Raw genomic sequence first — 26,630 nt, 5'->3', positions numbered from 1 at the left:
TTCAACCATGGCGCGTCTCTTGCACACCTCGCCTGCGTCGCACGCGTCGCGCATTGTTTAAGCACGCAGTCAGCGTGCTATCCGCTTCCGGTCGGGCCACTGACTGCCTGGTAAGGCTGGGAAGAAAGGATAAAACAACCATGCCGTATGCAGACGTCAACGGTGCCCGCCTCTACTTCGAGGACAGCGGTGGTGAGGGCCCGGTCGTGGTCTTCAGCCACGGCAACCTCATGGACCGTGACATGTGGGTGCATCAGATCCAGGTCCTGTCCGGGGACTTTCGAGTCGTCGTGTGGGACGAGCGGCTGCACGGCCGGACCGAGGACGACGGTAAGACCTACACCTACTGGGACTCGGCCGCCGACCTGATCGGGCTGCTGGATCACCTGGGCGTGCGGCAGGCGGCGCTGGTGGGGCATTCGCAGGGCGGTTTTCTGTCGATGCGGGCCGCTCTGCTGGCCCCTGAGCGGGTCAAGGCCCTGGTGCTGATCGACACGACGTCGGTCTCATGGCCGCCTGAGGCGCTGGCGCAGATGCGTGGTGTGTCGGAGGGATTCCGCGGTGCGGGTCCGGAGGCGGTGGCCCCGGTATTGCTGGGGATGCTGCTGGGACAGCCCGCGATCCACGATCAGTGGCTGGCGAAGTGGAGGGCACAGCCGCGTGAACGGCTCGCCGACGCGGTGCAGGTGCTGATGGAGGTTGACGACATCACCGGCCGGCTCGGTGAGATCACGGTGCCGGCCCTGGTCGTCCACGGTGACGCGGACCAGCCGATCCCGTACCCGTTGGGCCAGGCGCTGGCCGGGAAGATCCCCGGTGCTCAGGAGCTGGTCACCGTGACCGGGGCAGGACACACGCCGAACCTCACTCATCCCGACCGCGTCAACCCGGCGTTGGCCGGCTTCCTTCGCCGGTATGCCTGACGGTCCCCCACCCCCGTGCGTGGAACCTGCGGCGGCGGTCAGCACCGCGCTGCCGCCCGCGGAGTATCCACGCGGACATTCACGCACGGGTCTCAGCACCCGCCATTTCAACGATCCGCACAACATCCAGTTCTGAAAGGAACGACCATGCCGACTCCCATCACCGACCCGGAGCAGCTCCCCCCGGCCTTCGAGAAGGCCATGAACTCCGGGAATCTTGACGAGGTCCTGAGCCTGCTCGCGCCCGGTGCGGTCATGCGTACCGTCACCGGTGAGACCGTCACAGGTCAGGCGCTGCGCGACTACACGGCCGGGTCGATCGCCGGCAACGCCCAGCTGTCCAACGGCCCGTCGCGCGTCGTGGCCGGCGACGACATCGCGTTCATCAGCGAGGAGTGGACCCTCGAGATCACCGGTCCCGACGGCAATCGGAAGAAGGCCACCGGCACCACTGCCAATGTCGCCCGTCGTGGTCAGGACGGCACCTGGCGCATGGCCATCCTCAACCCCCTCGGTACCGCCGCCTGAGCGTCCGTGGGTGGCCGGGCTCCCCGGTGCCCGGCCACCCCCTCAGCGACCGGTGTCCGTCCCTGGTCTTCGTCCACCACCGGGGTGGCGCGCGCCACACCTGGCGACCGGTCACCGAACAGCGTGCGCCGGCGCGCTCGTGCCGGTGAGCGCAGGCGACAGTGGAGTCCACCGCGACGATCCGGCCGAGGTCGCCTTCGGGGTCGGCCTGGGCCGGCCGAGCGGGCCGGTCCGGTGCGTGCGGGCCCGGCTTGTGGTGGACAGAGGCGGCCGGCGCGAGGTTCCGGGCCGGAGGCGTTCGAGACGCGGGGCGGCTCAGGGTCGTATCTGCGGCGGGTGAGTGCCTCCCACCACGGCCAGGTCCTCGAAGCGGATCTCCTCGCCGCAGGCCGCGCAGTCCGCTCGGGTGTGCAGGACGGCACCGCATCGGTGCTGGAACTCCGTCGTGGCGATGCCGTCCCGGCAGTACGTGTCGCCCCACTCCTTGAGGGCGGCGAGCACGGGGAGCAGGGCCCGGCCCGCCTCCGTGAGCACGTATTCGTCACGCGGCGGATGCTCGCTGTAGCGCCGCCGTTCCACGACGCCGGCTGTCTCCAGCCGACGCAACCGTGTGGACAGCAGCGTCCGGGAGAGCCCGACGGCGTCGGCGATCTCGGAGAAGCGCCGGTTGCCGTACAGCACCTCGCGCACGATCAGCAGCGAATGGCGTTCACCGACGACGGCCACCGCGTCGGCCACAGAACAGACACGGGGCGTCGGTGCAGATTCAGTACTCACTGTGCTAGGTTAACGTCATCGGTGAGTACATTTTTTGTACTCACTTCCACGGTGCAGCCACCGCTCTCAACGAGGTCCGGTGCGGCCGTACGGCAGTCAAACCCCGCTTACGAACGACAAGAGGCGAACGCCATGAGTAACGAAGCCGACAAGCAGGTCGTCCTCGCGGCCATCGACGACACCACTGGGCGCAAGAACCAGGTGCACCGCGTGCTGGCACAGGGGGACTTCGTCGTGACGCACGCCACGACCACGTTCCCCGACGGGGGCCAGGCCGCAGCCTTCGATCTCTGGCGGATCACGGACGGGCGGATCACCGGCCACTGGGGTGGCCAGGAGCCGATCGTGGAACGGACGGCCAACGGTCACACCCAGGTCGACGGCGCCACCGTCATCGACACGACGGCCGACACGGACGCCACGCGCAGGGTGGTGGAAGAGACGGTGCGCACGATTCTGGTCGACAACGACTTCTCCGACCTGGACCGCTACCTGGCGGGCGAGTCCTACACCCAGCACAATCCCCGCTTCGCCGACGGCGTCAGCGGGCTGGCGGCCGCGATGGGTGAGTTGGCGAAGTCCGGCCAGTCCCTCAAGTACTCCGACGTACTGGACGTCGTCGCCGAGGGGAACTTCGCCTACGTCCGTTCGGTGGGCGTATTCGCGGGCGCCGACTTGGTGTTCCACGACCTGTTCCGGGTGGCGGACGGGCGAGCCGTCGAGCACTGGGACGTCATTGCCCCGAGGTGAGAGGGGCGGCTGAGCTGTCCGGCCCCGTCAAGGTGCCACCAGGCAACCACCATACGGAAAAGAGCGTGGTAGAGATGGTCTCCCAGACCGATCTGGCGTACGAAGTCTTCATCTCCGATCCGATCCCCACCAGCGTCACGGATCCCATTCCGAACGGAGAGCTGTTCTCCTGGTCGCCGATGTCGACCACGCTGATCTATGGGGAGAAGAACGCGGTGCTGGTCGATCCACCGCTGACGATCGAGCAGGCCCGGAGGGTGGGTGACTGGGTCGAACAGTCGGGCAAGCGCCTCGAGCACATTTTCATCACGCATGGCCACGGTGACCATTGGTTCGGCTCCGGCCCTCTGGTCGAGCGCTTCCCCGGCGCCGTGGTCCTCGCAGGCGAGGACAGCATCCGTCTCATGCGGCAGCAGAGCTCGGCGGAATTCAGAAGGGCCCAGTGGGACAACCTGTTCCCCGGTCAGATCCCGCCGACTCCCGTGCTCGCACGGCCCGTACCACCGCAGGGATTTCTTCTGGAGGGCAACGTTCTGCACTCCGTCGAAGTCGGGCACAGCGATACCGACGGCACCACCGTGCTGCACGTTCCCTCGATCGGGCTCGTCGTCGCCGGCGATGTCGTTTACAACGGCGTGCACGCGTACCTCTCGGAATCCGCGGATGGCGGGCGTGCGAAGTGGCTTCAGGCGCTCGACGCGGTCGAGCGTCTCGCGCCGCGCCACGTCGTCTGCGGGCACAAGAACAAGGCACTTCCGGACAGTCCGGCCACCATCGAGGAGACTCGGCAGTACATCCGTGACACGGACAGGCTCCTGAAGGAGGCCACGAGCCGGATCGAATTCTTCGATGCCATGTGCTCCCTCCATCCCGAACGCCTCAACCGGGCGGTCGTGTGGCTCACGGCCACCGCGCTCATGGACGCGTAGAGCTGAACCTGGGACCAGGTAGTGCTGGTACGCCGACACCGGGAGGCGATCACCTCCGCGTTCCCCGTCGAGCTGCTTGGCAAGCCGACCGCCCACTCCGTCGACTTCGACGTCAGGCATCGAGCCTGAGACGCCAGGTACTGAAGGGGATCTTCAGGACGTTCAGCGGATCTTCAGCCGGCTGGGGCGAGAGTTGCCTCGTTCTCGATCACAGGGGAGACGGGGCCGGACGCGTGCCGGTACCCCTGCCTCCCTCCGCCTGCGAAGGAGTTGAACGCATGAAGGTGCGTAGGAACAGCGTCTCGCGTCGTCAGGGTGCCGTGATGGCCGGCGCACTGGCCGTACTGCTCGCCTCGGGTGGCGTTGCCGCTGCGGCCTCGACCGGCAGTGGTACCACCAAGCACGACGGGGTCACGGTCTCCGAGGCGCCCGGCAACCCGCACCCGCACCACATCAAGCCGGGTACCGCCAAGAAGCTGCGTGACCTCACGGTCGTCGAGGGCGGCCCCGTCACGGCCGAGGAGCCGTCACTCGTCGAGGTGCCCGGCGCGAAGCCGAAGAGCTGGGATGTCGGCGAGGCCACGCCGGTGGAGGGCGCCCCCGTCGTCGTCGGCGGCGAAGGCAACACCACGCTGCGTTAGCCGCACAACGACAGGGCAGACGTGGGGCTGCCGCGTCGCAACCACGGAACGCCCGGCCGGAGACGTCCGGGCGGGCGTTCTGCATGGCATATGCATGACATGCACGCCTCCGCCCGAAGGCCCGTCCTTCTTCCCTGAGGGGATCGCAGGGCAGTCGGATTCTGACCATGGAGAGTCGTCTGCGCACCCGGCCACGACGGGCTTCTGAACATAGTTTTGACGGCATCGGCCCGGACGATGCGGAGAGCCGGGTGACGGATTCCGGAAAGGACGAAGCGCGATGAGTTCTGTGGAGCGCATTCAGCTGACGTACGCCTTCGACGCCTACTGCGGCTGGTGCTACGGCTTCGGACCCGCCTTGCACGAGTTCGCCACCGCCAACGCGGACCGGCTGGAGCTGCGAGTGCTGTCCGGCGGTCTGTTCACGGGTTCGCGCGCACTTCCGGTGTCGGCCTACCCGCACATCCCCGGCGCCAACGAGCGCATCACGCAACTGACCGGTGTCACTTTCGGCGACGGTTACCGGGCCGCGCTGGCGGACGGAAACGTGGTGATGGACTCCGCCGATGCCGCCGCCGGCCTGGTCGCGCTGCGCAGCCAGCCGGGCGTGAACGCCCTGGACGCGGCGGTCGCGATGCAGCGTGCTTGGTACCGTGACGGCCGCAGCCTGTCCGCTGCCGGACTGTACCGGGAGCTCGCGGCCGAGCTGAGTCTGGACGCCGAGGCGGTGGCGGCCGCGTTCGCTTCGCCCGCCGCCCGTGCCGAGGCGGAGGCCGACTTCCTCGAGGTGCGCCGTCTGGGCGTCGATGCCTACCCGACGCTGCTACTGCACACCGCCCACGGCACCGACCGCCTGGGCGGCCCGGTCGCCTCGGCCGACGCGCTCACCCATGCCCTGGATCAGCACGTGGCCGCCACCACGGCCGCCTGAAGCCACCTTCACTCAACCCCTCGAAGGGCACCCCGCCCACCGGGGTGATCGTCCCGGAGGTGCTTCAAGGAGACCGCCGGCGCACCGAGTAGCTGTGGCAGTCCGAGGACCGCGCGGTGGTGGTCGGGGTCCCGCTCTTCGCCGGTCTGCATGTGCGGACCGCTGACACCCCTACGCCGCGTGAGCGGCGCGCCTGGGCCGAAACGCGCACCGAGATGGAGCGGCTCGCCCTGCGGTCCGTTGGCTCCACTCGCGGGAGCGGTGCTCACCGCCCGCGTCGCCTGGCGTCGGGCGTTCAGCTCCCGTCGTCCTCCGGGGAGCGGCCGCGGATGGTCGCGCGGAAGGCGATCGGAGACTGGCCGGTGCGCTGGTGGAAGAACTTGCTGAAGTTGGTGGCGCTGCTGAAGCCCAGTTGCGCCGCGACACGGGCGGCCGATTGATCGCCGTGCGCCAGGAGGCGCTTGGCCTCCAGGACGACCCGCCGGTCGATGAACTCCTTCGCTCCCACTCCGGCACCGGTCAGCGCGGCCCTGGCGAGGGTGCGGGGTGAGTAGCCCAGGGCTCGGGCGTAGTCCTCCAGACGGCGGGTGCGGGCGAAGTCGCGTTCGACCGCGTCACGGAAGTGGAGGAATGTCTCTCCCGGGTCCGGTGCCGGGCTGCCGACGGGCGCGGTGCGCTGCGAAAGGCGCAGCACGAGGACCGCCAGCAGGTGGCGCAACACCGCCACGTGCGCTTCCAGGGGGATGCCACGCAACGCCTGGAACTCCAGCGCCAGATGGTCCACGGCCATCTCCAGCGCGTGACGGTCCTCGGGACCCGGAACCTGGAGCGCGGGGCCGTACGGATCGTCGACCCGCGCTGCGGCAACGGTGGCCGGATCCAGGAAGGCGCCCTCGAAGAGGACCAGGGTGCCCTCGGCGCCGTCCAGATCGCCCCACTGCTGCACCTGACCAGGCCGGGTCCAGAGCCAGGAGCCCGGTTCGAGGGCGTAGCCGGTGAAGTCCACCGTGTGCCACAACGAGCCGCTGGAGAGGGTGATCAAGTGGTGGAACGTGGGTCGCTGCGGTGCCTGCAGCCGTCCTTCGGCCATGTGGACGGCGGCCCGCTCCCGCAGGTCGGCCAGAGAGATGATCTCGATGCCGGCAGGTGTGCCGACCGCGGGAGCGAAGCCGATGTCCGTGATCTCCCGTGATGCGCCCTGTCGTCTTCTCGCCGTCACCAGTAGCCACCATCACGCAGGGAACCTGGCCGACGCCAGCGTAACCGGAGCAGCCGTCACACCCAAGTGTCGGATTTTAACCATGTTCTGTCAGCCTCCTACCCGGTTCACCTGCGAGGACGCCAATAAGTTGAATCTCGAAAGCATTCAATTTCAAGCGTAGGAGGTACTTGTGACTTCGCCCATCGTGTCCATCGCCTACCACTCCGGCTACGGTCACACCGCCGTCATCGCCGAGGCCGTCCAGCGTGGCGCCAAGGAGGCCGGCGCCGTCGTGAACCTGATCGCCGTCGGTGAGATCACCGACGCCCAGTGGAGGCAGCTCGACGCCTCGGATGCGATTGTCTTTGGTTCCCCCACCTACATGGGAACCGCTGCCACCGCCTTCCACGGCTTCGCGGAGGCCAGCTCCGAGCGTTGGTTCGGGCAGGTCTGGAAGGACAAGCTGGCGGCCGGATTCACCAACTCGGCTTCCAAGGCAGGCGACAAGCAGTCGACTCTCCAGTACTTCGCGACGCTGGCGTCGCAGCACGGTATGCACTGGATCGCGCTCGGCCTGCCGGGGGGCTGGAACTCGTCCAAGGGGAGCGAGAACGATCTCAACAGGCTGGGCTTCTTCCTGGGTGCCGCCGCTCAGTCCAACGCGGATCAGGGGACAGAGGGGGTGACGGCCAGCGATATCGCCACCGCCGAGGCGCTGGGGCGTCGCGTCGCGGATGCCGCCGCCACGTGGGTGGCCGGCCGCGCCGCACGCGCCGCCTGATCGCGGGCCCTTCGCCCCGGTTGCCGGGTGGGTTTCCGTAGGGGCGGGGCAGGTCATTTCCGACCCCGCACCACGAGGAGCCCACCCCTGAGACGCTTCTCCACCAGCGCGCTGACGACCGGAGCGTTTCTCGCCGCCGCTCTGCCCGGCACTGTCCCGCGTGCCCGGGCAGACGACGGACCGCCGCCCACCGCGCGCGCCGTCCTTCGAGGTTGAACATGTCGCTCATCGGCACCTTTGCTCGGAGGCCGGCGGAGGTGCCCTTGCTGGACCTGGGGAGGATGACCGTGGGTCTGTCGAAGACCTGGTCGGGGTTCCTGCGGGACTGGGGCCGCTTGTTGCGGTCGGGGGACTGCCCGGAGACCACGCGCTACAACTATCTGCCGGCGGCAGCGCTGCGGATGCGGTGCGGCCGTGGACGGCGCACGATGAACGAGGACGTCTGTCAACGAGCGCGCAACGAGCTCGACAGGGCACAGCCCGACACAGGCTCGGGCGGGGCGGGGCCGGCTGTCCGACGCGTGCGTAGGGGCCTCCCCCCTGCAGACCGCGCACGACTGTGGTGCGGGGGATTTCCAGCGTGCCCCGATGGCCGACCGCACGCGTCCATGTGCGAGGGAAGAGGGGAGAATCATGACCGCCGCTTCGCCCTATTGCAGCCGGACGACCCCGAGCAGCTCGATCCTGTTCTACAAGGCCGGGACCGGCAGGGACGCCGGACAGGGCGTCACCGGCACCCTCGAGAACGGCAGGTGCCAGGGGGTGCGCACGTACGGCAACTTCAGCAAGGGCTGGGGAACCATGGCCAGTTCGTGCGACAACCTGGTCTCCGCAGCCGGGCAGGAGCCGGTCGGGTTTCCCGAGAGCGGAGTGGGCTACGGGACCCTTCAGGACGGCGTCCGCAGGCACACGGACAGCCTGTTCTTCTACAAGGACGACGGGACCGCCCGGACCTCGACGCTCGTCGGGGGCGACTACGCCAATGTCGGCGCGCCCCCTGACGTCTCCTCGGGCTGGACCCTCTTCGAAGGCGGCGGGTGACCACGACCTCAGTGCTCACCCGCACCCGTACGCTTCCACAGGAGCGATCATGGCCACGGTCCCTGCCTCCAGCCGCCCGGTCCCGGTGTACCTCCTTGCCGGAATCAGACTCTTCAACGGAGCCGCCGGTCTGCTGGCACCGGAAGTGCTCATCCGGCGGTTCGATCCCGACCGCGATCCGCCCAGCCCGGCAGCCGTCTACGCCTTTCGTCTCTTCGGTATCCGCACGGTCCTGCTCGGCATCGGTCTGCTGACCCACAGCGGCGAACGGCTGAGGGAGGACCTGCGCGAGGGGATCCTGATCCACGGCAGTGACACCGTGACAGCGGCAACGCTCGGCATCCACGGGCACGTTTCGCCGCGCACCGCGGTCATGACCACCCTCATCTCGGCCGTCAACACCGCCCTGGCCATCGGCGCCACGGCCGCGCTCGCCAACTCCTCGAAGGACAAGCCGACGTGAAGGCCCAGGCCGGGGCCGCTCCCCCCACCCAGACGGGCTTCGACTACGTCGTCGTCGGCGCCGGCGCGGGTGGCGGACCGCTGGCGGCCAACCTCGCGGCCGCGGGCATGCGCACCCTGCTCCTGGACGCCGGCGGTGCCGAGGACAACGACAGCTACCTGGTGCCCGCGTTCCACGCCGACGCCTCCGAGGACCCCGCGCAGTGCTGGAACTACTTCGTACGGCATTACGCCGACGAGCGGCAGCAGCGGCGCGACACCAAGTTCGTACCGGGCAAAGGCATCCTCTACCCGCGTGCCGGGGCGGTCGGGGGGTGCACCGCACACCATGCGCTGATCACCGTCTATCCGTACGATCGCGACTGGGACGCCATCGCGGCGGAGACCGGCGACGCCACCTGGCACAGCACGGCCATGCGCCGGTACTTCGAGCGGCTGGAGCGCTGTACCTACCGGCCGAGGCCCAAGAAGCCGCCCGGCAACCCGCTGCTGGCCGCGGTGGTGCGGAACCTGCCCATCGTGTCGGCCCGGTACCGCAACGACGCCCGGCACGGGTTCGACGGCTGGCTGCCCACCGCGCTCGCCGACCCCCGACTCGCAGTGCAGGACGCGGAGTTGCTGAAGGTCATCCTCTCCGCCGCGGAGGACACGCTGGCCGGCTTCCTCGACCGGCCGCTGTCCCCCCTCGAGGGATTCGGCTCCTTCGTCGACCCCAACGACCGGCGGGTGCAGACCCAGGCGCTGCAAGGGCTGTGGCAGATCCCCATCTCCACGGCCGGCGGCCGCCGCAGCGCCGTTCGCGAACGCGTCCGCGCCGTGCAGCGCGATCAGCCGGATCACCTGGTGGTCCGTACCCACGCGCTGGCCGCCCGGATCGTACTGGACGAGGAAAACGCGGCGACCGGCATCGACTACCTGGACCAGGCGCACGCCTACCGGGCCGATCCCGGCAGCCGCCCGGACTCCGGGCCGGCGGTGCTGCACCGGGTCCTCGCCTCCCGCGAGGTCATCCTGGCCGCAGGGGCTTTCAACACGCCCCAGCTGCTGATGCTTTCGGGCATCGGACCACCCGAGGAACTGGCGCGGCACGGTATCCCCGTGCGCGTCGGCCTGCACGGGGTGGGCGGGAATCTCCAGGACCGGTACGAAGTCGGCGTGGTCAGCCAGATGCGCCGCGAGTTCCCGGTCGTCAAGGAGTGTGACTTCCATGCTCCGAAGCCCGGGACCGAACCGGACCGCTGTTACCGGGCATGGCAGGAGGGCAGGGGCCGCTACACCACCAACGGCGCCGTGCTCGGCATCACCCGCAAGTCCCGCCCGGACCTGGATGCCCCCGACCTGTTCATCTTCGGCGGCCCGTTCGACTTCCGGGGCTACCGCCCCGGCTACTCCCTCGACCTGGTACACCACAAGGACCGCTTCACCTGGGCCATTCTCAAGAGCCGTACCCACAACACGGGAGGCCGGGTCCGGCTGCGATCCGCGGACCCGCGCGACACCCCGTTGGTCGATTTCCACTACTTCACCGAGGGCACGGACAAGGAGGGCCTGGATCTCGAAGCGATGGCCGACGCCGTGGAGTTCGTCCGCGGGATGAACCGCAGGGCCGACTCCGTGGTCCGCCAGGAGCTGTGGCCCGGCGAGGAGTTCGGTGACCGCGACGCCGTCCGCCGTTTCGTCCAGGACGAGGCCTGGGGCCACCATGCGTCGTGCACCTGCCGGATGGGACGCGCCGATGACCCCTCGGCCGTGGTCGACAGCGCGTTCCGGGTCCGCGGGGTGGACCGGCTGCGGATCGTCGACGCCTCGGTCTTCCCCCGTATTCCCGGCTTCTTCGTCGCCGCCCCCATCTACATGATCAGCGAGAAGGCGAGCGACGTGATCCTCCGCGACGCTGCCTACGACCGATCCCCACAACCACGCCGTCCCTGAACGACATGATCAGGAGCCACCCGAGGAGTATCGCGATGAGCACGCACCGAAGCGCCCCACGGCGGTCTCCGGCCGGATACCGCACGACACTTCCCTGGCGGATCATCACCGGCGCCGCCCAGTACATCGACCGCCGCATCGGCTGGGACAGACTGCCCGTGGCGGCAGGCCTGCTGACGCTCTTCGGACTGCGCGTCAGGCTCCGGCAGAAGAACCTGTACGACACCGGCGGGCTGCCCGCGGTCAACGAGCCCGAGCCCGCGCCCCCGTCCGCGAGCCACCAGGTCAACCGGACCGCCGACGGCAGCCACAACGACCTCGGCGAGCCGCGCATGGGGATGGCCGGCACCCGCTTCGGCCGGAACATTCCGCTGTCGGCCATCGCCCCGACCACACCCGAGGACGTCCTGTCCGCGCCCAGCCCGCGTGAGGTCAGCCGTGCCCTGCTCACCCGCGACGAGCTCATCCCGGCCGAATCCGTCAACTCCCTGGTCGCCGCCTGGCTCCAGTTCATGATCCGCGACTGGTTCAGCCACGGCACGAGCCCCGCGGACCGGCCCTGGGAGGTCTCCCTGGTGGACGACGACCCCTGGCCCGAACACCCCATGACCATCATGCGGACCCCGGACGACCCCACTCGTGACCCCCAGGCGCCCCCCGGTACGCCCGACACCCGCGTCAACGTGTCCTCCCACTGGTGGGACGCGTCCCAGATCTACGGGAAGAACGAGGCCGAACTGCAGCAGCTGCGCACCGGAGAACTGGGCGGCCTGCACCTGTGGGACGACGAGCGGGCTCCCGTTCCGGCCGACCCCTCCCAGGACCCCACGCACGTTCCCGGCTTCTGGCTGGGCCTCGCCATGATGCAGGATCTGTTCACCCGGGAACACAACGCGATCTGCGACCACCTGCACGCCGCCTACCCGTCCTGGAACGACGAGGAACTGTTCCAGCGCGCCCGGCTCGTCAACTCCGCGCTGCTCGCGAAGATCCACACCGTGGAGTGGACGCCGGCCGTGATCAGCCATCCCACCACCGTCAAGGCGCTGCGCGCCAACTGGTGGGGTATCGCGGGCGAGCGCGTCCACAACCTGTTCGGGCGCGTCGGCGACAGCGAGGTCATCAGCGGCATCCCCGGCGGCGAGACGGATCACTACGGCGTCCCGTACGCCCTCACCGAGGAGTTCGTGGCGGTGTACCGCATGCATCCGCTGGTCCGCGACGACTGGCACCTGCGCGCCGTCGCCGACGACACGACCCTGCGCCACTGCACCCTGCGCGACATCTCCGGCCCGCAAGCGCTGAAGTTCCTGGAGACCACGGAGATGGCCGACCTGCTCTACAGCTTCGGCACGCTGCATCCCGGACTTGTCACCCTGCACAACTTCCCCAGGTTCCTTCAGGAGTTCCAGCGGCCGGACGGGCACCTGCAGGATCTCGCCGCCACCGACATCCTGCGCTCCCGGGAACTGGGGGTGCCCCGCTACAACGAGTTCCGGCGGCTGCTGCGGCTCAGGCCCGCGGCGAGCTTCACGGAGCTGGCGCACGATCCGGCCTGGGCCGAGCGGATCGAGCGGCTCTACGACGGCGACATCGAGAAGGTCGACCTGATGGTCGGGTTGTACGCGGAGAAGCTGCCGGCCGGATTCGCCTTCAGCGACACGGCGTTCCGCATCTTCATTCTCATGGCCTCGCGCCGGCTGAACAGCGACCGGTTCTTCACCACCCACTACACCCCCGAGGTCTACTCCAAGGCCGGCATGGCCTGGATCGACGACAACAGCATGGTCACCGTTCTGCTGCGCCACCACCCCGAGTTGCGTACGGTCCTTTCCGGGCTGACCAACGCCTTCGTGCCGTGGCACAGCGCCGCACCGAAGGAGACCTGAGATGCGAGCGACGGAGCGGACCGGTGAGGAACGCGCACGCCAGGTCGCCGCGGCCGCCGGACGGTACCGCGCGACCAGCGACGAGCGCAGCGCCGTACAGCAGCAAATGGATGCGGGCGTGCCCTTCCCCGACTCGCGGCAGGCGCTCGCCGCGCGCGCCACGCGGCTGCTGGACCGGCACGCGGTATCCGCCTCCATGGCCGTGGAGGCCGTGCGCGCCGAACCGCTGACGGCGCCCGACGCCTTCGAACGCATCCTCGGGGTGTCCAAGGAACTCCAGGCGTGGAGCTTCCTGCCGCGCGGTGCCCGGGCGGCGCGAACCGTCGCCCGGATATCGGTACGGGAGAACGGCCGGGAACTCCCGCTGGGCACCGGCTTCCTGGTGTCGCCGAGGCTGCTGATGACCAACCACCATGTGCTCACCGACGCACAGGCGGCCCGGCAGTGCTTCGTCGAGTTCGACGCCCAGGTCACCGTGGACAACGCCCCGCAGCCGCCGATGCGGCTGGAGCTGGACCCGGACGCGTTCTTCGTGGCCGACGAGCGCCTGGACTTCGCCCTGGTACTGGTCGCCCCGGATCCGAGCGGGCGGCCGCCGGGTGAGACGTTCGGCTGGAACCGCCTCAGCGCCCAACCGGGCAAGCTGGTCATCGGCGAGCCGGTCAACGTGATCGGCCACCCGATGGGGCGCCTGAAGGAGATCGCCGTCCGCGACAACATGCTCCAGGTGCGGCTCGACGACTTCCTCCACTACACGACGGACACAGAGCCCGGCAATTCCGGCTCCCCGGTCTTCAACGACCAGTGGGAGGTCGTCGCGCTCCACCACAGCGGGGTGCCGAAGACCGACGACCAGGGGCGCGTCCTTCGCGGGGACGGGCAGGTGTGGCAGCCAGGTGACGGCGACGACGCGGTCGACTGGGTCGCCAACGAAGGCGTACGCGTCAGCTCCATCCTGCGGCACCTCGCGCAACTGCCGCCCGGCGGCCCGCCCGGCCCGGACCCGCTGGCGGACATGGGCACCGAGTCGGGTCTGGGCCTGGCGGAGTCCACCGCGCCCGCTCCGGCGCCCGCACTCGCCGTACCGGGACCGGCCGCCACGACGGCGACCACGACGCCGACCACGACGGCGGTCACGCACACGGGCCTGCGCGCCCGGGACGGCGCGTTCGGCGGCGAGCGCCATCTGGTCTTCCTGCACGGGCGCTCCCAGGAGCACAAGATCCCGGAAGACCTGCGCCGCGAATGGGTCGCCGGCCTCAACCAGGGACTCGCCCGCGCCGGGCTGCCACCGGTCGATCCGGTAGACGCCTGGTTCCCCTACTACGGCGATCGACTGGTGCAGGTGCTCCCGGCGCACGAGGCCGTGCCACGTCTCACCGAGGCCATGAGTCTCTCCCCGGCAGAGGCGGTCGCTCCCGCGTCGCCCACCTCCCGAGCGGTGTACGAGGAGATGATCGGCGAGGCCGCGAGCAGGTGGAACCTGCCACCGGAGAGGCCGTCGGAGGCCGAGCGGATCGGTCTGGGCGACCTCGTCGGACACCTTCAGCGCCGGCTGAGCTGGCTGGCCGCGAGGAGCGACATCGACGCCTGGACCATCGCCCTGGTCCTCCATGACGTGGCCGCGTATCTCGACGACCGGAGCGTCAGGGACGCGGTCCTGGACTGTGTGCTGGAGACGCTCCCGGAGGAGGGGGAGCTGGTACTCGTCAGCCACAGCCTCGGCACGGTGGTCGGTATGGACCTCACCACACGGCTGTCGCCCGCACTGCGCACGATCCACCTCACCACGGTGGGCAGCCCGCTGGGGCTGGACAGCGTGTACAAGAGGCTGCTCATCGGCGGACCGAAGCGCCCCGACGCGGTGACGGACTGGCTCAACGCGTGGTGCCCGTCCGACGCGGTGGCCATCGGGTGCCCGCTGGCCGACGACTGGGCGGGCACGGTGACCGACACCGCCGTCATCAACGCCCGGGACCGGGCCCACGACATCGTGGAGTATCTCTCCCACCCCGAGGTCGCCGGGGAGATCGGTGCCCACCTCAAGCTCGGCTGATCGCGTGCGCGGCGGGCCGTGCGCGCTTTCGGCGACGTGTGCTGGAGGAAGCGACGGTGGATCGCGCGTGCCGAATCCCCCGGCCCCACCTGCCCGGGTGACCGCGGATGCCGCCGGGGTGGTCAGGGGCGGGAGCCGGTTCCGTGGACGCCGTGCTGGTCGATCAGCGTGAGTTCCTCGTCCGTCAGTGGCGGGAAGTCCAGCGCCTTGAGGTTGTGGTCCAGTTGCCATGTGGAGCTCGCGCCGATGAGCGCGCTGGTCACCTGGGGCTGTCGCAAAACCCACTGCAAGGCGAGTTGCGCCAGCGACTGGCCCCGCCGCCGGGCGATCTCGTTGAGCGCCGTCGCGCGTTCGCGGTAGGTGTCATCGATGGCGTCGGGCGACAGGAAGGCGCTGTCACGGGCGCGGGCGCCCGGCGGGATCGTACCGTCGAGGTATTTCCCGGTCAGCAGGCCCTGGGCGAGCGGGCTGTAGACCACGAGGCCGAAGCCGTCCTCGGCGGCGAGTTCGAGCAGGCCGTCGAGTTCCGGGCGACGATCGAAGATCGAGTAACGAGGCTGGTGGACCAGCAGTGGGACCCCGGCCCGGCGGAGCAACTCCGCGGCCTCGTGGGCCCGTTCGGTGGTGTAGTTGGAGATGCCTGCGTAGAGCGCCTTTCCGGACTGGACCGCGGTCACCAGAGCGCCGACGGTCTCCTCCAGCGGGGTGGAGAGGTCGGGGCTGTGACTGTAGAAGATGTCGACGTAGTCGGTGCCGAGATCGCGCAGGCTGTGGTCGAGCGAGGCCAGCAGCGACTTGCGGGAGCCGCCCTTGAGGTAGGGACTCGGACCGAGCGGGTTGCCGGCCTTGGTCGACAGGACGAGCTCGTCCCGGTAGGGCGCGAGGTCCTTTCGGAGCACCGTGCCGAAGAACTTCTCGGCGGCGCGCGGTGGCGGGCCATAGCGGTTGGCATTGTCGAAGTGGGTGATGCCGAGGTCGAAGGCGTGCAGCACTATCTCGCGCTGGGTCGCGTAGGGGCGGTCCGTCCCGAACTTCTGCCAGAGGCCGAACGAGAAGGCGGGGAGTTCGAGGCCGGAGTCGCCGGCCCTGCGGTAGTCGCCGAGCCTTTCGTAGCGGTCGTCGGCCGCTCGATGGGAGGGGGCGCCAAATGCCATGCGGGGAAGGTCCGTCCAGGTGAGGGGTCGGTGCAGGACGAATCCAATCAGGTCGGAAGAGGCCGACGGCGGTCGGCTCCGTACTGGCCGTCCAGCGGCGAATCAGGTGCATTGACATTCCGATCGATCACTCGGAGACTCGATCGCATGCCCGAGGTCCTGATGCTCACCAGCGAACGATGCGTCGACCTCGTACGGGTGTCCAGCGCCCAGTGTTGATCCTCTGGTCCCCTTCGCCAGTCCACTGTCGCGTGCTGCCGCGTCCGCTCTGACCCGCAAGGACGTGAAGTCCGGCTGCCCCGGACACTCGACACCGATCCGCGCACAGTGCCTGAGGCGGTATCCCTCCGCCCGCCTTCTGACAGCCGCCACCCGCACAGCGATCGGAAGCACGATGAGCCCGGAATTCCTCTGGTACATCCCCAACACCGTCGAGCCGGGACATCGCGGTGACGACACGACAACCGGCTGGGGATCCGTCGAGTACTCCACCGAACTGGCCCGCGCCGCCGAGGAACACGGCTGGGGCGGTGCACTCCTGGGAACGGGGTGGGGACGTCCGGACACCTTCACCGTCGCCACAGCGCTGGCCGCCCGGACCACCACCTTCAAGCCCCTGATCGCGATCCGCCCCGGTTACTGGCAGCCGGCTCACTTCGCCAGTGCGGCGGCGACACTCGACCAGCTCAGCCGCGGCCGGGTCCTGGTCAACATCGTCAGCGGACTGGACAACCTCGCCGCGTACGGGGACACCCGAAGCGATCCGGCACAACGCTACGCCCGCACCCGGGAGTTCCTCCATCTCGTACGACGCCTGTGGACCGAGGACGACGTGACGTTCGACGGCGAGCACTTCCAGGTCGGCCGGTCCACGGTGGCGCCACGCCCGTACGTGACCGGCACGAGAGCGCATCCGACGCTCTACTTCGGCGGTGCGTCCGAGGCCGCCGAGCGGGTGTCGGCGGCGGAGGCGGACGTGCAGCTCTTCTGGGGCGAACCACTCGACGGACTCGCCGAACGGATCGACCGGCTCAAGGCGTTGAGCGAGCAGGTGGACCGCAGGCACAAGCCGCTCGAGTTCGGGCTGCGCATCACCGCGCTGGTGCGCGACACCACGGCGGAGGCGTGGCGCGCGGCCGAGGAGCGGGTCGCGCGGATGGCGGCGGACGGGGGGAAGGAGCTGACCTGGGCGGGGGACCGCAGGACCGCGGTCGGACAGCGGCGGCTCTTCGACCTCGCCGCGCGGGGCGAGGTGCTCGACACCTGCCTGTACACCACGCCCGGCAGGTTCGGCGGCGGGGGAGCGGGAACCACCTGGCTGGTCGGCTCCGCTGCCGATGTCGCCACGGCGCTGGACAACTACCGCAAGCTCGGCATCACCCACTTCGTTCTCTCGGACACCCCCTACAAGCAGGAGATCAGCCGCATCGGCGACCAACTGCTGCCCCGGCTGCGCTGACCACGCAGCACGGCGTCCGAGGCGGCCGACGCGCCGGGGAAGGGGAGCGGGGCGATCCGGGCGTCGAGCCGGGGGGTGTAGAGAAACTGTGCGGAAAAGCGCTCGCGTACGGCACGTCGACCTGTGCCGGACCCACGCCGCGCTCTGTCGCTGACCGTACCTCCCGGTCTCCTCCCAGCACCCCCGTGTGCGCCCGTGATGCCGGGCCTGGCTTGATCGCGCGTGCGCGGGCGTTCTCCCGTCCCTGAAAAGCCGCCCCCGGAAAAAGCCACCACCCCCAGATGCCACCGACATCGATGAGAACGGACGAGTAGTGAGCGCAAAGCAGCCCAGAACACTGAAGACCGTGACCGGAGCCGGTGGTACGTCGGAGACGTACGACCTGGCGATCGACCCGACCCGATCCACTCTGGACACTGCCGTGCGGGTGGCGAAGCTCGCCGAGGCGGCAAGGTTCGACGCGCTGTTCACCGCCGATCTGCTCAGGTTCGACGCCCAGGGCGCGATCGGCTCGCAGGAGCCGCTGGTCTTCGTCTCGGCGCTGAGCCAGGTGACCTCTAGGATCGGCCTGATCGCGACGGTGTCGAGCACCTTCCACCACCCGTTCAACCTGGCCCGGCTCTTCGGGACCCTCGATCACGTCAGCAACGGGCGGGCCGCCTGGAACCTGGTGACCTCCTCGATCGGTGAGGAGAACTTCGGCGCCGGCGAACTGCCCAGCCCGGAGGAGCGCTACGCGCGCGCCGCGGAGACACTGGAAGTGGTCAACGCGCTGTGGGACAGCTGGGAACCCGGCGCCCTGGCGGCCGGTGCGGACGGGAAGGCGGTGCTGCAGCGCGACCGGGTACACCCGATCAACCACTCCGGGCGGTTCTTCACCGTGACCGGCCCGCTGAACATCCCACCGCTGCCGCAGCGGCGCCCGGTGCAGATACAGGCCGGGCAGTCCGCGGCGGGGACGGCGCTGGGCGCCCGCTACGCGGAAATCGTCTTCACGTCGCTGCCCACCCTCGACCACGCTCTGGACTTCACCCGGAAGATCCGCGACCAGGCCCAGGGCCTGGGACGGGCCGATGGACTGCCGCTGATCTTCAGCTCGTTCCACGCCACGTACGGCGCCACCGAGGAGGAGGCGAAGCGGCTCGTACGCGAGAAGCGGGAGTCGATCGACTTCGAACGCGGCCGTGCCCAGCTGGCCGACATGCTCGGCGGCGGCGTCGACCTGTCGGAGCTCCCGCTCGACGCGACGCTGCCGGAGAGCCTGCTGCCCGACGTGGCGTCGGTGAACCGCCGCCGCGGCCGGGTCGACATCTTCACCGGCTACGCGCGGCAGGGCTACACGCTGCGGGAGCTCATCATCGCGGCACAGGACACCGGACACTGGGCCGCCGCGGGCACCCCCGAGCAACTCGCCGACGCCGTCGAGGAACGCTTCCGCGCAGGCGTCCTGGACGTGATCTCGCTGGGCGGTCTCGCGGACCCGCGCCAGCACGACTTCGTCGTCAACGGCCTCCTGCACGAGCTGCGCAGACGAAAGATCGTCGCCGCCGACTACACCGGCACCACGCTCCGCGAGAACCTCGGACTCGAACTGCCGGCCCGCGACGCCGCACCTGTCCGGGTCTGACCCGGGCCCGGGCGCGGATCGCAGGTTCGCGAATGCAACAGCTCCCCTCGATCAGCGGAAGGCGGGTGCGCGAGGCGGCGAGGCTGTCCAGCCGGAGCCTGAACACACCGGTGTGGCCCGAGCCGTCCAGTCCTCCGCCGGTGGCGCGGGAGCGTGCGTCGTCCAGGAGGGGAAGCGTTCGAGGACAGCAGTCAGGATGCGTTCAGGTGCCCGGTGGCATGGTCGGGCAGTGTGATCCATGAAGCGTCAGAGAGTCCGGTGGTCCCGGAGGCAGGTCAGGCCCCCGGTTCTCGGGACCGGCTGCGTCGGAGCAAGGTGCCCGAGGTCACCGTCTACTTCTGGATCATCAAGGTGCTGTGTACGACGGTCGGCGAGACCGCGGCGGACCTGCTGAACGAGAGGGCGGGTCTCGGGCTGACCGGTGTGTCGGTGCTGATGAGTGCCCTGCTGGCCGTCGTCCTGGTGGTCCAGTTCCGCTCCAGCGCCTACCGGCCGGGCGTGTACTGGCCGGCGGTGGCGCTGATCAGCGTCGTCGGCACGCTGATCAGCGACGACCTCACCGAGGGCATGGGCGTGCCGCTGGAGACGAGCACCACGGTCTTCGTGATCGTCCTCGCGCTCGTGTTCGTCGTCTGGTACCGGCGCGAGCGGACCCTGTCCATCCACCACATCGACACCACCGGCCGGGAGTCCTTCTACTGGTCGGCGGTCCTGTTCACCTTCGCCCTGGGCGCCGCGGCCGGTGACCTGGTGTCCGAGCGTATTGACCTCGGCTACTGGCTGTCCGCCGTCCTCTTCGCGGCGGTCATCGCCGCGGTGGCCATCGCGCACTTCGCGCTGGACCTGGACGCGCTGTGGAGTTTCTGGATCGCCTACATCCTGACCCGCCCGCTGGGCGATTCGATCGGCGACTACCTCTCCCAGCCCACCGGCGACGGCGGCCTGGGCCTCGGCACCGTCGTGACCAGCGCCCTGTTCCTGGCGGTCATCCTCGGACTGGTCATCTACCTCTCCGCCACCCGCAGGGATGTCGTCGAACCGGAGCACGCGTCGGGACGCCCGGCCTGAGCTACGAGCCGGGCCGGTAGTTCCTCCTGTCAGCTCCGGACGCGCTCGACTGCGGGCCCCGGCCCGCACCTCGGGGGCACAGACAACCTCCCTGTGCCGGAGGCAGGCTCCTGGGGACATCCGCAGCCGCACGCCGACGGTGGCAGTCAGGATGTGTTCAGGTTCCAGCTGGCACAGTCGGGGACCATGACCGATGAAACGTCCGATGGTCCGGTGTTTCCAGAGGCGGGCGCCCACCAGCGAGAGCAGCAGCGAACCGGCGAACAACCGGTCGAGGCGGGCTCACACCCCTTCTCCGGCACTGGACGGGGAAGTGCCGGGCGAGCCTTTGTGCGGCCAGGAGGGGAGGTCGCACGGGGGGATCGGTCGACGCGAATTCACGCGCTACGCAGGTTGATTTCCGGGACGGAGGTCCCAGAATTCCGGCCGACTCCGTCGGACAGTACTCGAATTGGCTCCATGAATTCCTTAGGCTGGCCAGGGGGGAATAGGGGCCTCCCGGTCGACCGCATGGGTGCGGTCTGACCTGAGAAGTCGAACCTTCCAAGCCGGCCAATGCTCGCACTACCGGCGACCACGGCACCAAGTCTCTCCCCGCCGGGCGGAGCGGTCGGTAAAGGCGTGTCCTGCATCGCGCGGCATGCAGAAGGTCCTCGTGCGGCCGAGGAATGAATAAAAGCGGGGGCCATTCCGAGAATGCGGCCCTGCGAATCCGAGACTGCGTTTGTCCGTGCATTTCTAGAAAATTACCGTTCCGCAGGCGTGAGGGACGCCCCTCCGCGCTGCCACTCGTTCCCTGCGAGGGTTACATGACAACTGCGACGACGCCCGAGAGTCTCCGGACGCCTGCCAGGCAGATGCTGAACAAGGTTCCCGAGGTCACGATCTGGTTCTGGATCATCAAGATCCTGTGCACCACGGTCGGCGAAAGTTTCGCCGACTGGATCAACATGAACCTCGGCGTTGGCCTGATCAACACGGCATTGATCTTTACCGCCGTTCTGGCCGGCGCCTTGGGCTGGCAACTCACCACCAAGCGCTACGTCCCGTTCGTGTACTGGCTCACCGTCGTCGTGGTGAGCGTGACCGGCACCCTCTACACCGACATCCTCACCGACAGCCAGGGCGTTCCCCTCGCGCTGAGCAGCAGCGTGTTCGCCGGCGTCCTGGCCGTTGTCTTCGGGATCTGGTACGCCCGCGAGCGGACCCTGTCGGTCCACACCATCACCACCCGTCCCCGTGAGCTCTTCTACTGGCTCGCGGTCCTGGTCACCTTTGCCCTCGGCACCGCGACCGGCGACTGGACCCTGGAACTGACCGGCTGGACCGCAGGCGTCTCCGTGTTCCTGCCTCTCGGGCTGATCGTCGCGATCGTTCTCGGATGGCGCCTCGGCGCCAACGCGGTGCTCTCCTTCTGGCTGGCCTACATCCTCACGCGCCCGCTCGGTGCCAACCTCGGCGACTGGCTCGGCTCGCCCAGCGGTGACGGCGGCCTGGGCCTCGGCACCGCGGTGACCAGCGTGATCTTCCTGGGCGCGATCCTCGCTACGGTCGTGTACCTCACGCTCAGCCGCAGCGATGTCATCGAGACCCACGATCTCTCGCATGCCCCACAGGCGCTGAACCCGGCGCGTGAGCGGATCATGCTCGGTTACTACGCCGTCGTAGCGGTCGCAACCGCGGCGCTTCTCGTCTGGGCACACCACCAGCCCCACGCGGCCGCGGCCAGCGAGGAGGACACCCCCGCGCCTGTAACCGCCCATCTCACCCCGAAGCAGGCGACGTCGCCGTTCCCTCCGGCTGAGATCGCGAAGTTCCGCACGATCGCAGCCGACACCCTGGCAAAGCTCAATTCGGGCGACCAGTCGGCCGCGACCACCCGGGTCACCGACCTGGAGACCTCCTGGGACAAGGACCAGTCCAGCCTTGAGCCCAGGAGCGAGCAGTCCTGGCACTTCCTCGACGGTGAGATCGACCAGGTCCTGACGGCGCTGCGCGCCCCGAGCCCCGACAAGGCCACCGAGGTCAAGGCACTCAACACCTTCCTCACCTCACTCGGCTAGCCGACCACCACGCCGGATCGCCCCGACGCATCCCCTGCGCCGGGGCACGGCATCGCGGTGGTCGACGAACTGGTGGGCGACGTGTTTCTCCGCTGCCTGTGCTCTGGGTACCCTCTCCGGTGCGATCCACGGCGCGAGCCGTGGCAAGTCCTCCCGCCGCACGCCGTCTGATGTCCGCCACGGTCGTCTTCGGGGAACCGGGAGCCGTGCGGGGTCTGATGCCGGGCTTCGGCTCGTTCTTGTGTGGGCGGTTGCATGTGTAATGCGAGCGCGACTTACTCTTACGACTTGTAGGAGTTGCCGGGAGGGCGTCAGGGTGTCCTGGTCTGGCCCTCATGGGGCACCCGGCGGGCGGTCTCGCGGCGATGGCGGGGGCGTGTTCTTGGCTGAGGAGTGGCGAGAATGAGCGAACACCGGCGCCGATCGTCGGGGAGGACCGTACCGTCTGGTTCTGACGGTATGCCGGGTGGCGGCCGGGCCGCGGCGCGGAGGGCTGCCCAGGCCCGGAGCGGACGTACCCGCCGCGCGGCGGGCACGCGACGTACGGACGCCCGGCGTTCCGGCCGGCGCGGTCTGATCGACTACCCGCGGGCGGGCAGGCGCGGCCTCCGGCGGTGGCTGCCTTCGTGGAAGCTGGTGTCCGGCACCTTCCTGCTGTTCGTCGGCGGCCTGCTGGGCCTGTTCGGCTATGCCTACGCCACGACGACGATCCCCGGCGCGAACCCCAGTACGCAAGCGCAGAGCAACACCTACTACTGGTCGGACGGCTCGGTGATGGCCACCCAGGGGTCGACCAACCGGCAGAACGTCGATCTCGCGCAGGTCCCGAAACTGGTCCAGTGGGACTTCCTCGCCGCGGAGAACGCGACCTTCTACTCCGATCCGGGCATCGACACGCAGGGCATGCTCCGCGCCGTGTACCACATGGCCACGGGCGGTGAGGTGCAGTCGGGGTCCACCATCACCCAGCAGTTCGTGAAGAACACCTACCTCAGCCAGGACCAGTCGGTCACCCGCAAGCTCAGGGAGATCATGATCTCCCTGAAGATCGGTGGCCAGATGTCCAAGCAGGAGATACTGCAGGGCTACCTCAACACCTGCTACTACGGCCGGGACGCCTACGGGATCGAAGCCGCGGCCCGTACCTACTACCACGTGCACGCCTTCCAGCTGAACGTCAGCCAGGGGGCCTTCATCGCCGCCGCGGTCAACGAGCCGAGCCTGCTGATGCACGCCGACACCGATCCGCAGGCCAAGGCCCAGGCGAAGGCACGCTGGACGTACGTGCTGGACCGGATGGCCAAGATCCACGAGATCACCGACGCCCAGGAACAGAGCTACCTGGCGGCAGGGTTCCCCACGCCCAAGCCGTACTCGCCGTCGGCGGGGATGTCCGGGCAGACCGGTTACCTGGTGCAGGCCGCGGAGAAGTACGTCGAAGCCCACGCCTCCCTCACGGACCAGCAGCTGGGGCGCGGTGGCTACCAGATCTACACCACCTTCGAAAAGAAGAAGGTGAACGCGCTGTCGGCGTCCGTCGCGGCGATGGAGCACAGGCACCTCGACCCGAAGCACCGCTCGGCCGACAAGGACGTCCAGGTCGGTGCGGCGTCGATCAGCCCGTCCACCGGCGCGATCGTGGCGCTGTACGGCGGGGCCGGCTGGAACAAGGGACACTGGACGGACAACGCGGACGCGACCGGTGTGCCGGTCGGCTCCACCTTCAAACCCCTCGACCTCGCCGCCGCCCTCGACCACGGCGCCGTCCTCTCTCCCGGGCAGCCGGCCTCACCGATCACCCCGGCCTCGAAGTTCAACGGCGACGACGGCATCACCATCAAGAACCAGCAGGGCCGGGAGCTGCCGGACTCGAACGACCCCACGGGGCTCTTGCACCAGCGCAACGACGTGTCCACGAAGTGGGGTTACATCACCCTGCGCAAGGCGATGGAGCAGTCGGTCAACACCCCCTACGTCCAGCTCGGCGAGTACGTCGGCTACGACAACGTGGAGAGCGAGGCCCTGAAAGCGGGACTCCTGCGCACGAGCCTGCAGTACGACACCCCGGGCTTCTACATCGGCACCTCCACACCGTCGGCGATCCGCATGGCAGACGCGTACGCCACCTTCGACGACGGCGGGATCCAGCACGAGCCGTACTCGGTGACCAAGGTCGTCGCCGACGGCCGGCAGCTGTCCGGCTTCGACAAGCCCAAGGGCACCATGGCCATGCCGTCCGCGACCGCCGACACCGTCACCGACGTCCTGCGAGACGTCGTCAGGAACGGCACCGGTACCAACGCCCAGGCCCTGGGCCGCCCGGTGGCCGGCAAGACCGGTACGACCGACGACTACAAGTCCGCCTGGTTCATCGGCTACACCCCGCAACTGACCACGGCCGTGAGCATGTTCAAGGAGGACCCGAAGAACGCCGGCCTGCAGTCCATGCAGGGCGTCGGCGGCTACGCCAAGGTCTTCGGCGCCGACATGCCCACCGAGGTGTGGACCGGCTACATGACCGCCGCCCTCCAGGGGCAACCCGTCCAGCAGTTCCCGCCCGCGCCCCAACTGGGCCAGAGCACGGACGAATACGGCGCACCCTCGCCCACCCCCTCCGCCACCGCGTCCCAGAGCACACCCACACCCACGGCCACCCCGACCGCACCGGCCACCCCGACCCCCACCACCGCACCGTGCCACCGGCATCGGAGGCACTGCGTCAGCCCAAGTCCGACCGACACCGCCGGCACCACCGCCGGCACCGGCGGCGGGCTGCTCGGCGGCACAACCGGCGGTAACACCTCACCCGCACCGACGACCAGCTCACCGACCCCGGCCGTTACCCGCGGAGGGCCTTGACCCGCGTCACGGTGGCCCGTGGGCTGCCGGCGTGGCGCAGCCGCAGCAGACCGCACGCCACGCGGCCTGAACAGGCACGCAGCACGCGTTCAGGTTCCGTTCAGGTTGACGCTGTCAAGGTCAGTGGTTGTGATCGCCTTCGTGGCGGTCGCTCATCCGGCAGGGCGCTCGCCTCCATGCGTGGGGCGGGCGCCCTGCCGTACGACCACACAAGGAGCCCCCCACCTTGCAGCAGCCGAAAGTCCTCACCGACTCCGACGTCGCGAGCACGACGAAATCGGTGATGAAGAAACTGCCCGAAGTCACCCTGGCCTTCTGGATCATGAAGATCGCCGCGACGACGCTGGGCGAGACCGCCGGAGACCTCTTCTCCCAGACCCTGAAGCTCGGCTACTTCCTCACCACGATCGTGCTGTTCCTGATCTTCGTGGTGACGCTCGTCGTCCAGCTCCGCGCCAGCCGCTACAACCCGTTCTTCTACTGGACGGTGATCCTGTCGACCAGCATGGCCGGCACCACGATGTCCGACTTCATGAACCGCGACGCCAGCGCCAAGTACCTCTCGAACGGGGCCACTTCACTCGGCTGGGGGCCCCAGGGCCTGGGCCTCGGCTACCCGGCGGGCGCGGCGATCCTGCTCTCGATCCTGATGGTCATCTTCGCGGTCTGGCGGCTGAGCGGGATGACCTTCCAGATCCGTGACATCGTCACCTTCCGCGGCGAGGCCCTGTTCTGGTCGGCGATCCTCGTCTCCAACACGCTCGGCACCTCCATGGGCGACTTCCTCTCCGACAGCTCCGGCCTCGGCTACGCCGGCGGCGCGCTGCTGGTGACCGGGCTGCTCGCCGTCCTGGTCGCCCTGATGAAGGTGCCCGTGGTGCCGAACGTCCTGCTGTTCTGGATCGCGTTCGTCCTCACCCGCCCGCTCGGCGCGACCGCGGGCGACTTCCTGACCAAGCCGGTCGCCAAGGGCGGTCTGAACCTCGGTACGGCAGGCTCCTCGGCCGTCCTGCTGGCCGTTCTGCTCGGCCTCATGGCCTACGCGCACGTCAAGGAAGGCAGGACCCGCGCCGAGCGGGGGTAGCCGCCCGGTCGGGGACCACACGGCGTTCCGACGGTGCGATGGGTCCTCGCAGGTGAGAGCCTGCGGGGACCCTGTTCACGGGTGCCGGATCGCCGTCGGCGGCCAGGCCGGGGCGGTGTACGGACAGCGGAACGTATGGCGGCCCGAACCGATCTCCAACGGGTCCCTGCCATCGGGGAGCTGGACCTCGGCCCGGGTGTTCGGGGGGATCAGCGCCTCGACGACGAGCGTGACCCCCTCGATGCGCCAGCCCGCCTCGGCCCTGCCGTACGGAGTTTCGTGGGCGGCCTTCGCCCACGTCAGATCGCCACCCGGGACCGGGGCGATGCGCAGCCGTCGCCAGCCGGGTCCGGCGGCGGCGAGACCCGCGGCCGTGGGGTGCAGGCAGTCGGGCGCGGCGCCGTGCGCGTAGTGGTTGTAGGAGGTCAACTCGCCGGGGGTGACGGTGCCGTCGGACAGCAACGAGTCCCAGCGC

Annotated in this window: 22 protein-coding genes; 18 read left to right on the top strand and 4 right to left on the bottom strand. The window is 69.2% G+C overall.

Going from position 1 to position 26,630, the window contains the following annotated elements; genetic code table 11:
* The first annotated feature begins 140 nt into the window (after positions 1-140).
* Entirely contained in the window at positions 141-923 is a 783-nt protein-coding gene (locus KVT45_RS46660) for an alpha/beta fold hydrolase (RefSeq protein WP_217556192.1), read from the top strand.
* 147 nt (positions 924-1,070) lie between these two features.
* Positions 1,071-1,451, top strand: coding sequence for a nuclear transport factor 2 family protein (locus KVT45_RS46655; RefSeq protein WP_217556177.1), 381 nt, complete (start codon positions 1,071-1,073; stop codon positions 1,449-1,451).
* Between the two features lie 315 nt (positions 1,452-1,766).
* On the opposite strand, the gene KVT45_RS46650 is transcribed toward KVT45_RS46655, so the two are convergent.
* Positions 1,767-2,228 carry a helix-turn-helix domain-containing protein gene (locus KVT45_RS46650; RefSeq protein WP_217556164.1) on the bottom strand — a complete coding sequence of 154 codons (462 nt, stop codon included), beginning with the start codon at positions 2,226-2,228 and terminating at the stop codon, positions 1,767-1,769.
* Between the two features lie 132 nt (positions 2,229-2,360).
* Between KVT45_RS46650 and KVT45_RS46645 the strand changes: the two genes are divergently transcribed.
* From KVT45_RS46645 to KVT45_RS46630, 4 genes are all read left to right on the top strand, one after another.
* Positions 2,361-2,978 (top strand): nuclear transport factor 2 family protein, encoded by a 618-nt coding sequence (locus tag KVT45_RS46645; protein WP_217556156.1) that lies wholly within the window; start codon positions 2,361-2,363, stop codon positions 2,976-2,978.
* A gap of 74 nt (positions 2,979-3,052) precedes the next feature.
* Positions 3,053-3,907 carry an MBL fold metallo-hydrolase gene (locus KVT45_RS46640; RefSeq protein ID WP_254648363.1) on the top strand — a complete coding sequence of 285 codons (855 nt, stop codon included), beginning with the start codon at positions 3,053-3,055 and terminating at the stop codon, positions 3,905-3,907.
* A gap of 278 nt (positions 3,908-4,185) precedes the next feature.
* Positions 4,186-4,548, top strand: a complete 363-nt coding sequence (locus KVT45_RS46635) for a hypothetical protein (protein WP_217556147.1) — start codon at positions 4,186-4,188, stop codon at positions 4,546-4,548.
* 280 nt (positions 4,549-4,828) lie between these two features.
* Positions 4,829-5,479: a DsbA family protein gene (locus tag KVT45_RS46630; protein WP_254648362.1), complete on the top strand. Its 651-nt coding sequence runs from the start codon at positions 4,829-4,831 to the stop codon at positions 5,477-5,479.
* 295 nt (positions 5,480-5,774) lie between these two features.
* On the opposite strand, the gene KVT45_RS46625 is transcribed toward KVT45_RS46630, so the two are convergent.
* Positions 5,775-6,698, bottom strand: coding sequence for an AraC family transcriptional regulator (locus KVT45_RS46625; RefSeq protein ID WP_217556139.1), 924 nt, complete (start codon positions 6,696-6,698; stop codon positions 5,775-5,777).
* Positions 6,699-6,870: 172 nt separating this feature from the next.
* On the opposite strand from KVT45_RS46625, the gene KVT45_RS46620 reads away from it, so the two are divergent.
* The 6 genes from KVT45_RS46620 (at position 6,871) to KVT45_RS46595 (ending at position 14,841) form a co-directional block, all read left to right on the top strand.
* Positions 6,871-7,461 (top strand): flavodoxin family protein, encoded by a 591-nt coding sequence (locus KVT45_RS46620; RefSeq protein ID WP_217556130.1) that lies wholly within the window; start codon positions 6,871-6,873, stop codon positions 7,459-7,461.
* 633 nt (positions 7,462-8,094) lie between these two features.
* Positions 8,095-8,502: a hypothetical protein gene (locus KVT45_RS46615; protein WP_217556121.1), complete on the top strand. Its 408-nt coding sequence runs from the start codon at positions 8,095-8,097 to the stop codon at positions 8,500-8,502.
* A gap of 49 nt (positions 8,503-8,551) precedes the next feature.
* Positions 8,552-8,965 (top strand): hypothetical protein, encoded by a 414-nt coding sequence (locus KVT45_RS46610; RefSeq protein WP_217556119.1) that lies wholly within the window; start codon positions 8,552-8,554, stop codon positions 8,963-8,965.
* Positions 8,962-10,896, top strand: coding sequence for a GMC family oxidoreductase (locus KVT45_RS58260; RefSeq protein WP_217556110.1), 1,935 nt, complete (start codon positions 8,962-8,964; stop codon positions 10,894-10,896). The genes KVT45_RS46610 and KVT45_RS58260 overlap by 4 nt, the downstream gene beginning before the upstream one ends.
* A 35-nt stretch (positions 10,897-10,931) precedes the next feature.
* Positions 10,932-12,785, top strand: a complete 1,854-nt coding sequence (locus KVT45_RS46600) for a peroxidase family protein (RefSeq protein WP_217556095.1) — start codon at positions 10,932-10,934, stop codon at positions 12,783-12,785.
* Between the two features lies 1 nt (position 12,786).
* Positions 12,787-14,841 (top strand): serine protease, encoded by a 2,055-nt coding sequence (locus tag KVT45_RS46595; protein ID WP_217556078.1) that lies wholly within the window; start codon positions 12,787-12,789, stop codon positions 14,839-14,841.
* Positions 14,842-14,963: 122 nt separating this feature from the next.
* On the opposite strand, the gene KVT45_RS46590 is transcribed toward KVT45_RS46595, so the two are convergent.
* Positions 14,964-15,995 carry an aldo/keto reductase gene (locus KVT45_RS46590; protein ID WP_217556069.1) on the bottom strand — a complete coding sequence of 344 codons (1,032 nt, stop codon included), beginning with the start codon at positions 15,993-15,995 and terminating at the stop codon, positions 14,964-14,966.
* 394 nt (positions 15,996-16,389) lie between these two features.
* Between KVT45_RS46590 and KVT45_RS46585 the strand changes: the two genes are divergently transcribed.
* The 6 genes from KVT45_RS46585 (at position 16,390) to KVT45_RS46560 (ending at position 26,155) form a co-directional block, all read left to right on the top strand.
* Positions 16,390-17,454 carry an LLM class flavin-dependent oxidoreductase gene (locus KVT45_RS46585; RefSeq protein WP_217556061.1) on the top strand — a complete coding sequence of 355 codons (1,065 nt, stop codon included), beginning with the start codon at positions 16,390-16,392 and terminating at the stop codon, positions 17,452-17,454.
* A 346-nt stretch (positions 17,455-17,800) separates the two neighbouring features.
* The gene (locus tag KVT45_RS46580) at positions 17,801-19,081 is read left to right on the top strand and encodes an NtaA/DmoA family FMN-dependent monooxygenase (RefSeq protein WP_308311077.1); all 1,281 of its coding nucleotides are present in this window, start codon (positions 17,801-17,803) and stop codon (positions 19,079-19,081) included.
* A gap of 258 nt (positions 19,082-19,339) precedes the next feature.
* Positions 19,340-20,149, top strand: coding sequence for a hypothetical protein (locus KVT45_RS46575; RefSeq protein WP_308311076.1), 810 nt, complete (start codon positions 19,340-19,342; stop codon positions 20,147-20,149).
* Between the two features lie 857 nt (positions 20,150-21,006).
* Positions 21,007-22,212: a hypothetical protein gene (locus tag KVT45_RS46570; protein WP_254648361.1), complete on the top strand. Its 1,206-nt coding sequence runs from the start codon at positions 21,007-21,009 to the stop codon at positions 22,210-22,212.
* A 636-nt stretch (positions 22,213-22,848) separates the two neighbouring features.
* Entirely contained in the window at positions 22,849-25,071 is a 2,223-nt protein-coding gene (locus tag KVT45_RS46565; protein WP_308311075.1) for a transglycosylase domain-containing protein, read from the top strand.
* A gap of 226 nt (positions 25,072-25,297) precedes the next feature.
* A complete protein-coding gene (locus tag KVT45_RS46560) occupies positions 25,298-26,155 on the top strand; it encodes a hypothetical protein (protein ID WP_217556052.1) in 858 nt (285 codons plus the stop codon).
* Between the two features lie 75 nt (positions 26,156-26,230).
* Here the strand turns inward: KVT45_RS46560 and KVT45_RS46555 are convergent.
* Positions 26,231-26,630, bottom strand: a 400-nt coding sequence (locus KVT45_RS46555; protein WP_302832648.1) for an alpha-L-rhamnosidase C-terminal domain-containing protein, incomplete at its 5' end; no start/stop codon positions are given.

It is taken from the genome of Streptomyces sp. GbtcB6 (assembly GCF_019091475.1).
Lineage (GTDB): Bacteria > Actinomycetota > Actinomycetes > Streptomycetales > Streptomycetaceae > Streptomyces > Streptomyces hyaluromycini.
The sequence above is the reverse complement of the archived record's forward strand: the minus strand, read 5'-3'. Positions and strand labels throughout refer to the sequence as shown.

Excerpts from the sequence above, each read along its gene's own strand:
- KVT45_RS46660 (WP_217556192.1), top strand. The coding sequence starts at position 141 with ATGCCGTATGCAGACGTCAACGGTGCCCGCCTCTACTTCGAGGACAGC.
- KVT45_RS46655 (WP_217556177.1), top strand. The coding sequence starts at position 1,071 with ATGCCGACTCCCATCACCGACCCGGAGCAGCTCCCCCCGGCCTTCGAG.
- KVT45_RS46645 (WP_217556156.1), top strand. The coding sequence starts at position 2,361 with ATGAGTAACGAAGCCGACAAGCAGGTCGTCCTCGCGGCCATCGACGAC.
- KVT45_RS46640 (WP_254648363.1), top strand. The coding sequence starts at position 3,053 with ATGGTCTCCCAGACCGATCTGGCGTACGAAGTCTTCATCTCCGATCCG.
- KVT45_RS46635 (WP_217556147.1), top strand. The coding sequence starts at position 4,186 with ATGAAGGTGCGTAGGAACAGCGTCTCGCGTCGTCAGGGTGCCGTGATG.
- KVT45_RS46630 (WP_254648362.1), top strand. The coding sequence starts at position 4,829 with ATGAGTTCTGTGGAGCGCATTCAGCTGACGTACGCCTTCGACGCCTAC.
- KVT45_RS46615 (WP_217556121.1), top strand. The coding sequence starts at position 8,095 with ATGACCGCCGCTTCGCCCTATTGCAGCCGGACGACCCCGAGCAGCTCG.
- KVT45_RS46610 (WP_217556119.1), top strand. The coding sequence starts at position 8,552 with ATGGCCACGGTCCCTGCCTCCAGCCGCCCGGTCCCGGTGTACCTCCTT.
- KVT45_RS46600 (WP_217556095.1), top strand. The coding sequence starts at position 10,932 with ATGAGCACGCACCGAAGCGCCCCACGGCGGTCTCCGGCCGGATACCGC.
- KVT45_RS46595 (WP_217556078.1), top strand. The coding sequence starts at position 12,787 with ATGCGAGCGACGGAGCGGACCGGTGAGGAACGCGCACGCCAGGTCGCC.
- KVT45_RS46590 (WP_217556069.1), bottom strand. The coding sequence starts at position 15,995 with ATGGCATTTGGCGCCCCCTCCCATCGAGCGGCCGACGACCGCTACGAA.
- KVT45_RS46585 (WP_217556061.1), top strand. The coding sequence starts at position 16,390 with ATGAGCCCGGAATTCCTCTGGTACATCCCCAACACCGTCGAGCCGGGA.
- KVT45_RS46570 (WP_254648361.1), top strand. The coding sequence starts at position 21,007 with ATGCTGAACAAGGTTCCCGAGGTCACGATCTGGTTCTGGATCATCAAG.